The 13957-nt window shown below is 50.1% G+C and carries 11 protein-coding genes; 2 read left to right on the top strand and 9 right to left on the bottom strand.

The annotated features are described in order from the left end of the window. Positions 1 to 65: 65 nt before the first annotated feature. Both ftsH and rlmE read right to left on the bottom strand, forming a co-directional pair. Positions 66 to 2018 (bottom strand): ATP-dependent zinc metalloprotease FtsH, encoded by a 1953-nt coding sequence (gene ftsH / locus CWE14_RS00505; protein WP_126797601.1) that lies wholly within the window; start codon positions 2016 to 2018, stop codon positions 66 to 68. A 54-nt stretch (positions 2019 to 2072) separates the two neighbouring features. Further along, positions 2073 to 2699 carry a 23S rRNA (uridine(2552)-2'-O)-methyltransferase RlmE gene (rlmE, locus tag CWE14_RS00500; protein WP_126797600.1) on the bottom strand — a complete coding sequence of 209 codons (627 nt, stop codon included), beginning with the start codon at positions 2697 to 2699 and terminating at the stop codon, positions 2073 to 2075. Positions 2700 to 2825: 126 nt separating this feature from the next. Between rlmE and yhbY the strand changes: the two genes are divergently transcribed. Next, a complete protein-coding gene (yhbY, locus tag CWE14_RS00495; protein ID WP_126788377.1) occupies positions 2826 to 3122 on the top strand; it encodes a ribosome assembly RNA-binding protein YhbY in 297 nt (98 codons plus the stop codon). 84 nt (positions 3123 to 3206) lie between these two features. Here the strand turns inward: yhbY and CWE14_RS00490 are convergent, their stop codons facing one another. Next, complete coding sequence (locus CWE14_RS00490; RefSeq protein WP_157981756.1) at positions 3207 to 3737, bottom strand: helix-turn-helix domain-containing protein; 531 nt, start codon at positions 3735 to 3737, stop codon at positions 3207 to 3209. Positions 3738 to 3816: 79 nt separating this feature from the next. On the opposite strand from CWE14_RS00490, the gene CWE14_RS00485 reads away from it, so the two are divergent. Then, positions 3817 to 4092, top strand: coding sequence for a helix-turn-helix domain-containing protein (locus CWE14_RS00485; RefSeq protein ID WP_126797598.1), 276 nt, complete (start codon positions 3817 to 3819; stop codon positions 4090 to 4092). Positions 4093 to 4145: 53 nt separating this feature from the next. Here the strand turns inward: CWE14_RS00485 and greA are convergent, their stop codons facing one another. From greA to CWE14_RS00455, 6 genes are all read right to left on the bottom strand, one after another. Then, positions 4146 to 4622: a transcription elongation factor GreA gene (greA, locus tag CWE14_RS00480; protein ID WP_126797597.1), complete on the bottom strand. Its 477-nt coding sequence runs from the start codon at positions 4620 to 4622 to the stop codon at positions 4146 to 4148. Then, positions 4619 to 7846: a carbamoyl-phosphate synthase large subunit gene (gene carB, locus CWE14_RS00475; protein ID WP_126797596.1), complete on the bottom strand. Its 3228-nt coding sequence runs from the start codon at positions 7844 to 7846 to the stop codon at positions 4619 to 4621. The genes greA and carB overlap by 4 nt, the downstream gene beginning before the upstream one ends. Before the next feature lie 11 nt (positions 7847 to 7857). Continuing rightward, positions 7858 to 9024 carry a glutamine-hydrolyzing carbamoyl-phosphate synthase small subunit gene (gene carA, locus CWE14_RS00470; protein ID WP_126797595.1) on the bottom strand — a complete coding sequence of 389 codons (1167 nt, stop codon included), beginning with the start codon at positions 9022 to 9024 and terminating at the stop codon, positions 7858 to 7860. A gap of 139 nt (positions 9025 to 9163) precedes the next feature. Further along, positions 9164 to 9979 carry a 4-hydroxy-tetrahydrodipicolinate reductase gene (dapB, locus tag CWE14_RS00465; protein ID WP_126797594.1) on the bottom strand — a complete coding sequence of 272 codons (816 nt, stop codon included), beginning with the start codon at positions 9977 to 9979 and terminating at the stop codon, positions 9164 to 9166. Between the two features lie 103 nt (positions 9980 to 10082). After that, a complete protein-coding gene (locus CWE14_RS00460) occupies positions 10083 to 12344 on the bottom strand; it encodes a TonB-dependent receptor (protein ID WP_241972285.1) in 2262 nt (753 codons plus the stop codon). A gap of 281 nt (positions 12345 to 12625) precedes the next feature. Then, positions 12626 to 13885, bottom strand: coding sequence for a dicarboxylate/amino acid:cation symporter (locus CWE14_RS00455; RefSeq protein ID WP_126797593.1), 1260 nt, complete (start codon positions 13883 to 13885; stop codon positions 12626 to 12628). Between the last annotated feature and the right edge of the window lie 72 nt (positions 13886 to 13957).

Below are 13957 nucleotides of genomic sequence, written 5' to 3'. Positions count from 1 at the left end.
TCGAAGTACCATCAATCACTATAAAAAACTGTCAAAAAAAAGCCCCGCAAAACGGGGCTTGATAATTATTTCGCCGGAGAGCCGTCCGGATTATCTAAATCCAGCGACCCATCGGGGTGTTCCGACTTACCGCGAGGCTTCTCTTTACCATCGCTTGAGGTCGGGCCTGAAGGCGGTGTTCCGCTATCAACGTCCTGCCAGTCCTGTGGTTGACGCACTTCACGACGGGCCATCAGATCATCAATTTGCGCTGCATCAATGGTTTCATACTTCATCAATGCGTCTTTCATTGCATGCAGAATATCCACGTTCTCTTCCAGGATCTGCTTCGCACGAGAGTAGTTGCGGTCAATAACCGAGCGGATCTCAGCATCGATAGAACGCATGGTTTCATCGGACATCTGCTTATTCTGTGCAACCGAGCGGCCAAGAAATACCTGACCTTCTTCTTCTGCGTACAACAGCGGCCCCATCTTGCTCGACAAGCCCCACTGGGTGACCATTTTACGGGCAATATCGGTAGCCCGTTCAATGTCATTCGACGCGCCGGTGGTGACTCTGTCATCGCCATAAATCACCTGCTCCGCAATACGTCCACCAAACAGGCTCGACAACATACTTTCCAGATGTTGCTTACTATGGCTGACCCGGTCCTGCTCAGGCAGGTACATGGTCACACCCAACGCTCTGCCACGCGGAATAATAGACACTTTATAAACAGGGTCATGCTCTGGCACCATACGCCCAACAATGGCGTGGCCTGCTTCATGATACGCAGTCATTTCTTTTTCTGACTCGCTCATCACCATTGACTTGCGCTCGGAGCCCATCAGAATCTTATCTTTAGCTTTCTCAAACTCACTCATACTCACGGTGCGTTTGTCTTCACGCGCAGCAAATAAAGCTGCTTCGTTGACCAGGTTCGCCAGATCTGCCCCGGAAAAGCCTGGTGTACCACGGGCAATTACCCCTGGTTCAACATCGTCCCCAAGCGGGACTTTACGCATATGAACTTTAAGAATATGTTCACGACCGCGAATATCGGGCAGTCCAACGGTCACCTGACGGTCAAAACGACCAGGTCGTAATAACGCAGGGTCAAGCACATCCGGACGGTTGGTGGCAGCAATGACGATAATGCCTTCATGGCCTTCGAAGCCATCCATCTCAACCAGCATCTGGTTCAGGGTCTGCTCACGCTCATCGTGACCGCCACCCAGGCCTGCGCCACGCTGACGGCCAACCGCGTCAATTTCATCGATAAAGATAATACAAGGTGCTGACTTCTTCGCCTGCTCAAACATGTCACGGACACGAGAGGCACCGACACCGACAAACATTTCTACGAAATCAGAACCTGAAATAGTAAAGAATGGGACTTTTGCTTCACCGGCAACTGCTTTCGCCAGCAAGGTCTTACCGGTACCCGGAGGACCAACCATAAGTACGCCGGTCGGAATACGGCCACCAAGTTTCTGGAACTTGGTCGGGTCGCGCAGGTAATCAACCAGTTCGCCGACTTCTTCCTTCGCTTCGTCACAGCCTGCCACGTCAGCAAGCGTGGTTTTGACCTGGTCTTCGCCCATTAGTTTGGCTTTGCTTTTGCCAAAGGACATCGCCCCACGACCGCCACCGCCTTGCATCTGACGCATGAAGAAAATCCACACACCGATCAGTAACAGCATCGGGAACCAGGAAATAAAGATAGTGCCAAGAATACTTGGACTCTCTGGCTCTTTCACGTTCATGGTGACATTACGTTCGATCAGTTCATCAACCAGCTTCTGATCCTGCATTGGCATAACAGTTTTAAACGGCTGGTTGCTGCTATCGACGCCCGTAATGACCCGACCATCAATCGTCACTTCACGGATCTGGCCCTGGTTTACTTCACGCACGAATGTGGTGTAGTCATATGTCGGTGTACTACCTGTCCCTGGGCTGAAACCCTGAAAGACGCTCATTAGCACCACCGCGATGACTAACCAGAGGATTAAATTTTTCGCCATATCGCTCAACGCTGTTACCTCATTACCTTGTTCGCTTTTAAATAGCCTTGGTAGCCAAGCCTACTATAATTTGTACCCTGTCGCCACCAGGAAGACCTCGCGGGACCTTGCCCGTGACGAATCTGGTTTGCGTACTTTAACAGTCTTGAAAGCCGCTCTGACATCGGCCAGAAACGGATCGAACCCTTCACCTTGAAATACTTTGACCACAAAACTTCCATTCGGTTTTAACACGTGCTTACACATATCCAGTGCCAGCTCTACTAAATACATCGAACGGGCCTGATCAACGGTCTGGTTGCCACTCATATTGGGCGCCATATCAGACAACAATACATCTACGTTAGCGCCGCCAATCCGGTTTAACAATGCATTCAAAACCAGTTCGTCGCGAAAGTCACCTTCGAGAAAGTCGACGCCGGCAATCGGATCCATCGGCAGGATGTCGCATGCAATCACCTGACCGTTACCTTGCTGCACATCAACCACCAGCTGAGACCAGCCACCCGGCGCCGCGCCCAGGTCAACCACGGTCTGCCCTGGCTTTAATACTTTGTCGCGCTGCTGCACTTCTTCCAGTTTAAACACGGCACGGGAACGCAACCCGCGCTTCTGCGCCTGCTGCACATACTTGTCATCAAAGTGCTCTTTTAGCCAGCGTTGACTGCTGGCTGTCCGTTTTTTTCCCATTTCGGTACTAAAGACCTCTTCTATCGCTGGCTCACATCACTAGATGGCGTTAGAATACCTTAAATTCAAGGGAAACCGGTAATTCGCAGGCCATTTCCCAGGTAAATTAACAGGAAACGACACTGCATGAACTTATCCAACAAGCAAAAACAGTATTTGAAGGGGTTAGCCCACCCATTGAAGCCAGTGGTATTGATGGGTGCGAATGGCCTCACCGAAGGTGTGGTGGCTGAAATTGACGGTGCGTTAGCGCATCATGAACTGATCAAGGTTAAAGTACCTGCCGATGACCGTGAGACCCGTAACGCAGTTGCTGAAGCAATTTGTCGTGAAACTGAGGCTGCATTTGTGCAGACCATAGGTAAGACGCTGGTCCTCTATCGCCCGGCAGAAGAGCCTGTCATTAAACTTCCACGCGGTTAGTCTGTTGCCCCGGCCGATTCAGGTCTGGGGCTTCTTCGCTACGATCTCTTCGTTACACCCATAGTCTGCTCTACCGCGCACCCATCAGGCGTCATCCGCGTTATTGTCAATGGTCGATAAGCTCTGCGCCAGTTGTTCCAGTACCATTTCTTTTTGCACCACTCGTTCACCGACAGCAAGATACAAGTCGATCATCAGGCGCATATTGTTTTCACTCGGCTGCGCATTATTACGCTGAAGAATAGCCCGACAATCACTGTACGCCTTAATCACCTGTTCGCGTTCTGAGCCTTTTTCCAGCTGCTGCCGCTGCAGATACGTCTGAGTACCTTCCTGTAGCGTTGCATCCCTGATCACCGGCACTTCAAGCTTGGCATAGGGGGCAAAAAACCAGTTCAGCGAAATACGCCGTTCGATTAACACATTGACCAGCGTTTTATACGGGATAGTGCCCCGCCGTTTCCAGTTTGAGTAACTGGACGCACTCACCCCCATCCAACGAAGAATAGCTGCGGGTTTGCTCTCACCTGACAAACGGCTTAAACGCTCCATGTATTCGTCCAGTGTCGGCTCGACAACCTTGCTTTTACTGGGGGCTTGTGTTTTATTTGTCATAAGTTTTCGTTTGAACATTATTTTATATTCGAGTGAATTCATTTGTGAACTCACTTTGAACTCATATGTAATTACATAAATGCAAAAAGATCAAATAAAAAAGGGACTTGCGGACAAAGGTTATGACTTCAGTCTACTCGCTGAAGTCATTGGCAAGAGCCCGTCTCTGGTATCCAAGGTGGTTTCACGCAAGGCTCGCTCGGCACTGGTGGCGCATGCTATTGCTAAAGCACTCGGCATCCCTGTAGAGACGGTATTCCCGGATATCCCCGCCTATCATGGTGTTACTGACCCGTCCGTTGACCAACGGGCGGCGAAGCGTGCCGAACTCAAAGCAAAACTCGCGCAAGACTAAAACAAAAAAACCCGCATCAATATGCGGGTTTTTTACTTGGTTACAATGATTGTCTACAGGTACTCAACAGCAACCACTTCGTACTCTACTTCACCACTGGGCGTTGTCACCACCGCGGTGTCGTCAGCCTGTTTACCTATCATCGCGCGCGCCAGCGGTGAGTTGACCGAAATCAGATTATTTTTAATATCTGCTTCATCGTCACCGACTATTTTATAGCGCACTTCTTTATCAGTGCTGGTGTTGTAGAGTGTCACCGTAACGCCGAATACGATCTTGCCGGTATTTGGCATTTTCTTCACATCGATGATCTGAGCATTGGACAGTTTGGCTTCAATTTCCTGAATCCGTCCTTCACAAAACCCTTGCTGTTCACGTGCAGCATGGTATTCAGCATTCTCTTTTAAGTCACCGTGCTCACGGGCATCCGCTATCGCCTGAATAATGCGTGGGCGGTCCTCATGTTTTAAACGTCTTAATTCAGTGCGCAGCGCTTCCGCGCCGTCCACAGTCATTGGGATCTGATTCATCCTTCCGTAACCCTCTTATGTAAATCCTGAACAGAGCTAACCCGCGCTCTGTCATTCACGGTGTGTGCCTTAACTGTAGCAAAGCCTGCATTCAACGTGGTGGTGTAGATCACATTATTCAATAGTGCTTCACGTCGAATGTAGACAGAGTCAGCAATTGCCTGACGACCTTCCACCGTATTAATGATATAGCTGTATTCGCCATTCTTTATCGAATCGACAATATTCGGGCGTCCTTCCTGCAGCTTATTGACAATGGAACACTTGATACCCTGTTCCTGCAAATAGGCGCCGGTGCCCCGCGTCGCTTCGACATCAAAGCCGAGCGATAATAAGCCACGGGCCAAATCAGAGACCCGTTTCTTATCAGCTTCGCGCACTGACAATAATGCTTTTCCTTTACGCGGTAATGCCTGCCCTGCACCAAGGTTCGCCTTGGCATAGGCTTCTTCAAAACTCTCACCGACACCCATAACTTCGCCGGTTGAGCGCATTTCCGGACCGCGGATTGGATCCACACCCGGGAATTTAGCGAACGGCACCACCACTTCTTTGACCGAGTAGTACGGCGGAATCACTTCTTTGGTATAGCCCTGTTGTTTAAGGCTTTGACCGGCCATGACCCGCGCTGCAACTTTGGCCAGTGGCACCCCGGTGGCTTTCGATACAAATGGCACCGTCCGTGCCGCCCGCGGATTGACTTCAATCAGGTAAATATCATCTTCTTTAACTGCAAACTGAGTGTTCATCAAGCCACGAACATTCAGCTCAAAAGCCAGTTTACGTACCTGTTCTCTAAGCCGTGCCTGAATCACATCACTCAGTGAATACGGTGGCAACGAACAGGCTGAGTCACCGGAGTGCACACCAGCTTCTTCGATATGCTGCATAATGCCACCAATCAGCACGGTTTCGCCATCACAGATAGCGTCGATATCAACTTCGACAGCGTTATCAAGGAAGCGATCCAGCAGTACAGGTGCGTCATTTGATACCTTCACCGCTTCGGTCAGATAACGGCGCAGATCCTGCTCGTCATAAACAATTTCCATTGCCCGGCCACCCAGTACATAGGATGGGCGCACCACCAATGGGTATCCAATCCGACGCGACTCAGTCATCGCTTCATCGAAATTCGTCACCGTGGAGTTTTCTGGTTGCTTCAGGCCTAAACGTTCAACCGCACTCTGGAACCGCTTACGGTCTTCTGCCCGGTCAATCGAGTCCGGTGATGTCCCAATGATTGGCACCCCATTCGCTTCCAGCGCACGCGCCAGCTTCAGAGGGGTCTGCCCACCATACTGCACGATAACGCCCTTAGGCTTCTCGATACGCACGATTTCGAGCACATCTTCGAGGGTGATAGGTTCAAAGTACAGACGGTCTGAGGTATCGAAGTCGGTGGACACGGTTTCCGGGTTGCAGTTGACCATAATGGTTTCATAACCATCTTCACGCATGGCCAACGCTGCGTGCACACAGCAGTAGTCAAACTCGATGCCCTGGCCGATCCGGTTCGGACCACCGCCAATGACCATGATTTTCTCTCTGTCAGTGGGCCGCGCTTCGCACTCTTCATCATAGGTTGAGTACATATACGCGGTTTCTGAAGCAAATTCAGCCGCACAGGTATCAACCCGCTTGTACACTGGGAAAATCTTGAAGTATTCACGGCGCTTACGCACTTCCTGTTCACTGACACCCAGCAAATAGGCGAGGCGCTCGTCAGCGAAACCTTTGCGTTTGAGTAAACGCAAACTATCGGCATCCAGCGCTGACAGTCCGATCTCAGAGATTTCCTGTTCAAGTTGAATGATTTCTTCAATTTGAACCAGGTACCAGCGGTCAATTTTAGTCAGTTCAAAGACCTCATCGACGCTCATGCCGAAGCGGAACGCATCACCGATGTACCAGATACGCTCAGCACCCGGTTCTTTCAGTTCGCGGATAATCGTCGCTCTGGACGCGTCACGGTCCTTCAGATCAACCAGTGAGTCAAAGCCACTGTAGCCAAGTTCAAGGCCACGCAAGGCTTTTTGCAACGACTCTTGCTGGTTACGACCAATCGCCATGACCTCACCCACTGATTTCATTTGCGTGTTCAGACGGTCATTGGCGCCGGCAAACTTTTCGAAGTTGAAACGTGGAATTTTAGTCACAACGTAATCAATCGACGGTTCAAATGAGGCTGGCGTTACACCACCGGTAATTTCGTTCGCCAGTTCATCCAGGGTGTAGCCAACTGCCAGTTTCGCCGCCACTTTAGCAATTGGGAAACCTGTCGCTTTCGAGGCCAACGCAGAGGAACGGCTGACCCGTGGGTTCATTTCAATAATGACCATGTCGCCAGTATCCGGGTTCACCCCAAACTGGACATTGGAGCCGCCCGTTTCGACACCGATCTCACGCAATACAGCCATCGCCGCATTACGCATAATCTGAAATTCTTTATCGGTCAGGGTCTGTGCCGGTGCGACTGTAATAGAGTCACCAGTATGCACACCCATAGGATCGAAGTTCTCAATCGTACACACAATGATGCAATTATCATTTTTGTCACGAACCACTTCCATCTCGTACTCTTTCCAACCAATCAGCGATTTATCGATCAGCAGCTCATTGGTGCGCGAGAGCTTAAGGCCACGCAAACAGATTTCTTCAAATTCGTCACGGTTATAGGCAATACCGCCACCACTGCCGCCCATGGTAAACGACGGACGGATGATGGCTGGGAATCCAACCCGTTCCAGCACATCGAACGCCTGTTCCATGCTGGTCGCAATTTCTGCCTGCGGCGTTTCTAAGCCAATCGACTTCATTGCTTTATCAAAGCGGTCACGGTCTTCTGCTTTATCTATCGCATCGGCAGTCGCGCCAATCATTTCCACGCCGTACTTTTCCAGCACGCCGTTTTCATCCAGCTCCAGCGCACAGTTCAACGCTGTCTGACCACCCATGGTCGGTAAAATCGCATCAGGCTTTTCAATCTGGATGATTTTCTCAACCACTTCCCAATGAATAGGTTCGATGTAGGTTACATCCGCCATTTCCGGGTCAGTCATGATCGTAGCCGGGTTCGAGTTCACCAGAATTACCCGGTACCCCTCTTCACGCAGGGCTTTACATGCCTGCGCGCCGGAGTAATCAAATTCACAGGCCTGGCCAATCACAATAGGGCCAGCACCGATAATCAGGATACTTTTTATATCTGTACGTTTTGGCATGCCAGCAACTCCTATTGGGTAACCTGGTGGGTCTGCATTAAATCAATGAAGTTATCAAACAACGACTCCGCATCATGCGGCCCCGGGCTCGCTTCCGGGTGTCCCTGGAAGCCAAACGCGGGCTGGTCTGTTGCCTGAATCCCCTGCAGCGTGCCATCAAACAGCGACTTATGAGTCGCCTTTAAGGTTGCCGGCAACGTCTCTTCGTCAACCGCGAAGCCATGGTTCTGGCTGGTGATCATAACCACGCCCTTCTCGATGTCGAGTACCGGGTGGTTGGCACCATGGTGACCATGCGGCATCTTGACGGTCTTAGCGCCCATTGCCAGCGCCAGCAACTGATGGCCAAGGCAGATACCAAATAACGGAATGTTTTTACTTAGCAAGGTTTTAATCGCAGTCACTGCGTAGTCACAGGCCGACGGGTCACCCGGGCCGTTGGACAAGAACACGCCGTCCGGATTCATCGCCAGCACATCTTCAGCAGAAGTCTGTGCCGGTACCACGGTGACACGACAACCACGGTCTGCCAGCATGCGCAGAATATTCAGCTTAACCCCGTAGTCATAGGCGACCACATGGAAATCAGTATTGGTTTGCTTACCGTAACCACTGCCCAACTTCCAACTGGTTTCGGTCCACGGGTGCGCGGCTTTACAGCTCGCTTCTTTCGCCAGATCCATGCCTTTTAAGCCCGGGAAGCTCTTTGCAGCCGCTAATGCCTGCTCTACGTCCGCCTCTGCACCACTCTCCACAGCGACCACACAACCATTCATTGAGCCTTTTGAGCGCAACAGGTTGGTTAAACGACGGGTATCGATATCAGCAATACCAACCACCTGATTCGCTTTTAAATAGTCACTTAAGGATTGTTCAGAGCGGAAGTTGCTGGCGAGAAGAGGAAGGTCGCGGATGACCAGTGCTTTGGCCCATACTTTGTCAGATTCGATATCTTCGGCGTTGGTGCCGTAATTGCCAATGTGGGGATAAGTCAGGGTAACGATCTGTTCTGCGTAGGAGGGGTCTGTTAAAATTTCTTGGTAGCCACTCATGGCCGTATTAAAAACTACTTCACCAACGGCTTGTCCCGTCGCTCCAATGGCAGTGCCATGGAAAACGGAGCCGTCAGCGAGAACCAGAATCGCTTTCCGCGCGGCTTTTCTCGCAATAATGCTCAAGGTAACCTCCGAACATAAAAAAACGGGTAAATCAATAAGTTGACTCCCCCGTTTTGCATGAACTATGCATAAGTTTCTTTGCGCGACCACGTAATTCTTATGCGCCCGACAAATTGTAAATAGTCTACAGAATTATGCGCTATGCGTCCAGCCCAAGGACGTGGTTCATGCTATAAAAGCCTGCCTTTTGCCCCTTTAACCAGATTGCCGCGTTCAGCGCCCCTTCGGCGAAAGTTTTGCGATCTGCCACGCGGTGAGTAAGTTCCAGTCGTTCGCCTCCCAAAACCAGGAACACCGTGTGTTCACCAACAATGTCGCCAGCGCGTAAAGTAGCAAAGCCAATACTGCCCGGTTGATGAGGCTGGTCGTTATAATTACGCTGATATTCAGCGACGTCACTGAAGACCTGATTACGACCCTCAGCGGCCGCGACTCCCAACGCAAGTGCAGTGCCTGAGGGAGCATCGCGCTTGGCAGTATGATGAGCCTCAAGGATTTCAATATCTGCTTTTGCCCCCAAGGCCTTGCTGGCAGTGCGGACTAACTCACGTAATAAATTAACACCGAGACTGGTGTTTGCCGCATACAGTACCGCAGTTTGTTCGGCTGCCAGCTGTAAATCCTGGTTTTGTTGCTCATTTAAACCTGTTGTACAAACAACAATCGGAGTTCCACTCTGCCTGGCTACTGTCAGATTATCTGCCAGCGCCTGTGGCAATGAGAAATCCACCAGGACATCTGCTGCCGTTGCGGCAGCCGTCAGGTCATGGGTAACGGTGAGGCCAACGTCCGCCATACCAATCAGACTCCCTACATCTTTCCCTAGTGACGATGACTGACGATGAGTCACTGCTGCTACCAGTTGACACTCTGCATCCGCCAGGATGGCTTTAATCAATTGCTGGCCCATTCGACCGGAAGCACCTAAAACGGCTATCTTGACGCTATTACTCACTATGACTTCACCTGATTATATTGAAGAGCGCTAGTTTACCAGTCTGACTGATGCTATGCACCTACAACCCAGGATAGGTCAACCGCTCCGTCGAGCCGCGATATTAAAACTCGTACTGGGCACCAATTCCTATTTCACGTGGAGCACCGAGAACAGCATATGGAATATTAAGTCGTTGATACTCGATATATTCTTTATCGAACAAATTATTAGCGAATACATACACTGACCAGTCCAGTGTTTCGTAGCTTAGCTTGCTATTAAAAACAGTCCGCGATGAGGCTCTCTGATCATCACCCGTGTTCATCAATGCGTCGCTGCGATAGTTCGCGTTCACATTCACCGTCCAGTTTTGTCCCCAATAAGCATTTAGTCCTAGCGCTGCTGTATGTTTAGGTGCAAAGATAAATTCAGTGCCTGCATGATCAGTTATCGTTGCGCCTGCTACCGTTTCAAATTCATCGTATTGGGTGCGCGAATAAGCGTAAGATGCATACCAGTCGAGATACTTATTAACGTATTGACGAGCTTCCAATTCAATTCCATATAAATGCGCTTTACCAGCGTTTACTGTATGCGAATCATAGGCATTCAGTCCAAATTGCGCGTTCACTTGTTTATCCGTCCAGTCTACGTAGTACAGGTTACTACTGATAAACAGATTGTTTTCTAAGCGACTACGCCAGGCCATTTCATAATTGGTAGTAAACTCAGGTTCATAGGCAAACACATCGCCACGTGCCAGGTTGAAAGCACTGCCACCTGACCGGTAAGCACGTTGCACAGTCAATGCCAGTGAGTCATTCTCAGCGTAATCCCAGCGTATTCCCAACTTAGGTAAAAAAGCACTGAAGTCTCGTTTACTAACGGGCGTCTCGCTACCCGCACGATCCACCATATCTAAAACAGCATTATTAATACCAGTAATCAAACCATAGGCAGAAGAGCCTGTTGCGCCATAACTACCAGGGTCAGGCAAAACGCCCGCAAAGTCCGCAGTGGTAGTCGACTGAAAAACATAATCCTCATTGTCATAACGAAAACCAGCCAGCAACGCCACATCATCAACCAGTCGATATTCAATATCTGCAAATACAGAACGGTTCGTCGATTCACTAACCCCGTCACTCAGGTAAGCCACCGGAATGTCGGGAAGTGCCTGAGCGTACTGATTTGCAAATTGATTCGCTGTGGCGGGAGGAACTCCAGCACCCTCAAGTACATTAACGATAGTATTAACTGGGGTCGGTAAAGTAGTCATTCGGTCGGCATGAGTGTCAATTTCACGGGACGACCAATACGCCCCCATTAAGCCACTGACAGCGGGGTATTCAAAGTGCAGACGGAACTCTTGGGAGCGATTACTAAATTCTTCATCGAACATCCCGTGAGAGATATCTTCTGCAGTCAAATCAATATCAAAATAACGCAGTGCCTCAGAGTCCGCTCCAGAACTTACCGACGACAAGGACCAATGTGGATTAATCACATAGTCGACTTCCAGAGTCTGAATATCGGTCGTAATATCGGAAGTATTCGGTCGGTCAGAAGTATTTATCCGGTTATCATAAAAATCATCGCTATCAATGCGCGCATAATTAAACATATACGGACCCTCACGATCATCGCGCATCAGCGATAAACGAGCGGTTAATCCCGGCAGGAAATCAGGGGTCCACAACAATTTAAAACGGCTGACTATAGAGTCTTTGGGGTCTTCTTGAGTATCACGGGTTGGGTTGTAGATAAAGCCGTCAAAATCACGTTTCTCGACCGCCACCCGAAATGCCAGCTGCTGATCCAGCAATGGACCACCTCCTGCAAATGCAATCCGCCGATCGCTGGGATCAGACCATTGCCCGCGGACTTTGCCCGACCAATCCATGGTCGGATCCTGAGTACGCAGAATAATCGCGCCAGCTAGTGAATTTTCTCCCTGCACTGTCGATTGTGGGCCACGAAGAACTTCCACTTGCGCTATATCCCATAGATCAGTCGGACCCGCATCATTGATTTGACCTGGAATAGCGGCACCATCGACGTATATCGTGGACAGTGGATTGGCCGAACTCGATTCATCACTGATTCCGCGAATCGTGTATCCACGCTCACCGTACATCTGTGAGACATTCACCGTGCGGCTAAGTACGTCAGATAGCCCCACCAAATTCTCCTGTTCAATTCGCTGCGCAGTGGTTACCGCAACACTACTGGTGGTTTCCTGCAATGAGCGATTGCGTTTTTCCCCTTGTACCGTAATGACTTCAATCGTGGTGTTCTCTCTTTCCGTTTGCTCTTGCTCGTCGGCCAGCGACACGGTACTGATCAGCATCATCACACCACTACTGGCAGCTAATACATTCATAACTAAGCTTAAATGCGACATGGTTTTATTCTCGATCCAGTTCTGAAAATAAAAATACAATACACAAGATGATAATGATTATCAATATCAGCAAAGTAAAAAGGCTCGTGTAACCGGTGACAGACGTCACCCTGCAGTAGATAAAATTCACATAAAAAAACCCCCAGTAATTGGAATGTCCAACTATTGGGGGTCACTTCAAACCGCGGGTTTCAATTTGCAACAAGATTATCAGAGCTCCATGACTCCTTGTTGCTCGGTTTCCATATACGATTTATAAATTAGCTGCTTTCTTTGACAGCTGTTAACTGCAACGCCTTTGCATTGGGCTCAACCGAGTCATCAATCAACCCTTCAGATCGTGCAACGACGCTGGTGACCACCATATCACCAGTCACATTGGTGGCGGTTCGCATCATATCAATCAAACGATCTACCGCTGCTATAAAGGCAATTCCTTCCAGTGGCAGGCCAACCGCGGTCAGGGTAACCGTCAGCATAACCATCGCCGAACCAGGTACTCCCGCAGTACCGATGGCCGCAATCGTAGCGGTGACCATAATAATTCCGTATTCGACCACACCCAGCGGGATCCCATACAACTGGGCAATGAAAATAGCGGCGATTGCCGGGTAAATACCGCCACACCCGTCCATGTTAATGGTGGCCCCTAACGGCAATGAAAAACTCGCATAATGTTTATCCACACCCAAGCGTTCAGTGACGGTGCTATGGGTCGAAGGCAGCGTCCCGTAACTACTGGATGTCGAATAGGCGACCACCTGAGTCGGAAAAATCGCCTTCAGAAACTGCCACGGCTTGAGTTTCGCCCCGTAGCGCACCAGCAAGCCATACGTCAGCACGATATGAATGATGCAGGCCAGATACATTGCAAAAATAAACTTACCCAAAGGTAACAGGGTTTCCAAACCAAAGGAGCCGACCACCCAGGCCATTAACCCGAAGACACCCAGCGGGGTTAACTCCAGTACCAGACGGGTGATCTGAAACATAATCTCTGCACCCGACTGGAAAAAGGCCCGCGCAGGCTCCGCCTTTTCTGCAAGCTGGTTGATGGCGATGCCGACCAGCACTGCAAACACAATAATCTGCAGTACCTTTCCTTCCACCATAGCCGCAAACGGATTGCTCGGTACCAGATTCAGCAGGATCTGGCTAAACGGAGGAATATCACGCTCAACCACCTCACTAGCAGTCAGTTCCATAGCCGGTGCCAGATCGACCCAGGTTCCCACCGCCAGACCGATAATGCTGGCTATCAATGCGGTCAGCACAAAAAGAAAGACCGTTTTGCTGGCCAGCCGTGCCATGTTGTGATGCTGCTGCAAGCTAGTAATAGCGCTGACAATGGCGCAAAAAATCAGCGGCACCACCAGCATCTGAATGGCCTGTATAAACAGCTGCCCAAAAGGCTGCATCGCGATGCCACTGGCGGGACTAAAAACACCCAGTGCAGCACCCAGTAAAAAACCGCCCAGCACACGCTGCCAGAATGGAATTGCCAACCAGGCTTTTAACATGAGCCTTTTCCTTAGTTATCAAACACAACAAAGCCGCCACCTTAAGTCAGGCGGCGGCTTTGCAACAAGCAC

The sequence above is a fragment of the Aliidiomarina soli genome (assembly GCF_003986975.1).
Taxonomy (GTDB): domain Bacteria; phylum Pseudomonadota; class Gammaproteobacteria; order Enterobacterales; family Alteromonadaceae; genus Aliidiomarina; species Aliidiomarina soli.
The sequence above is the reverse complement of the archived record's forward strand: the minus strand, read 5'-3'. Positions and strand labels throughout refer to the sequence as shown.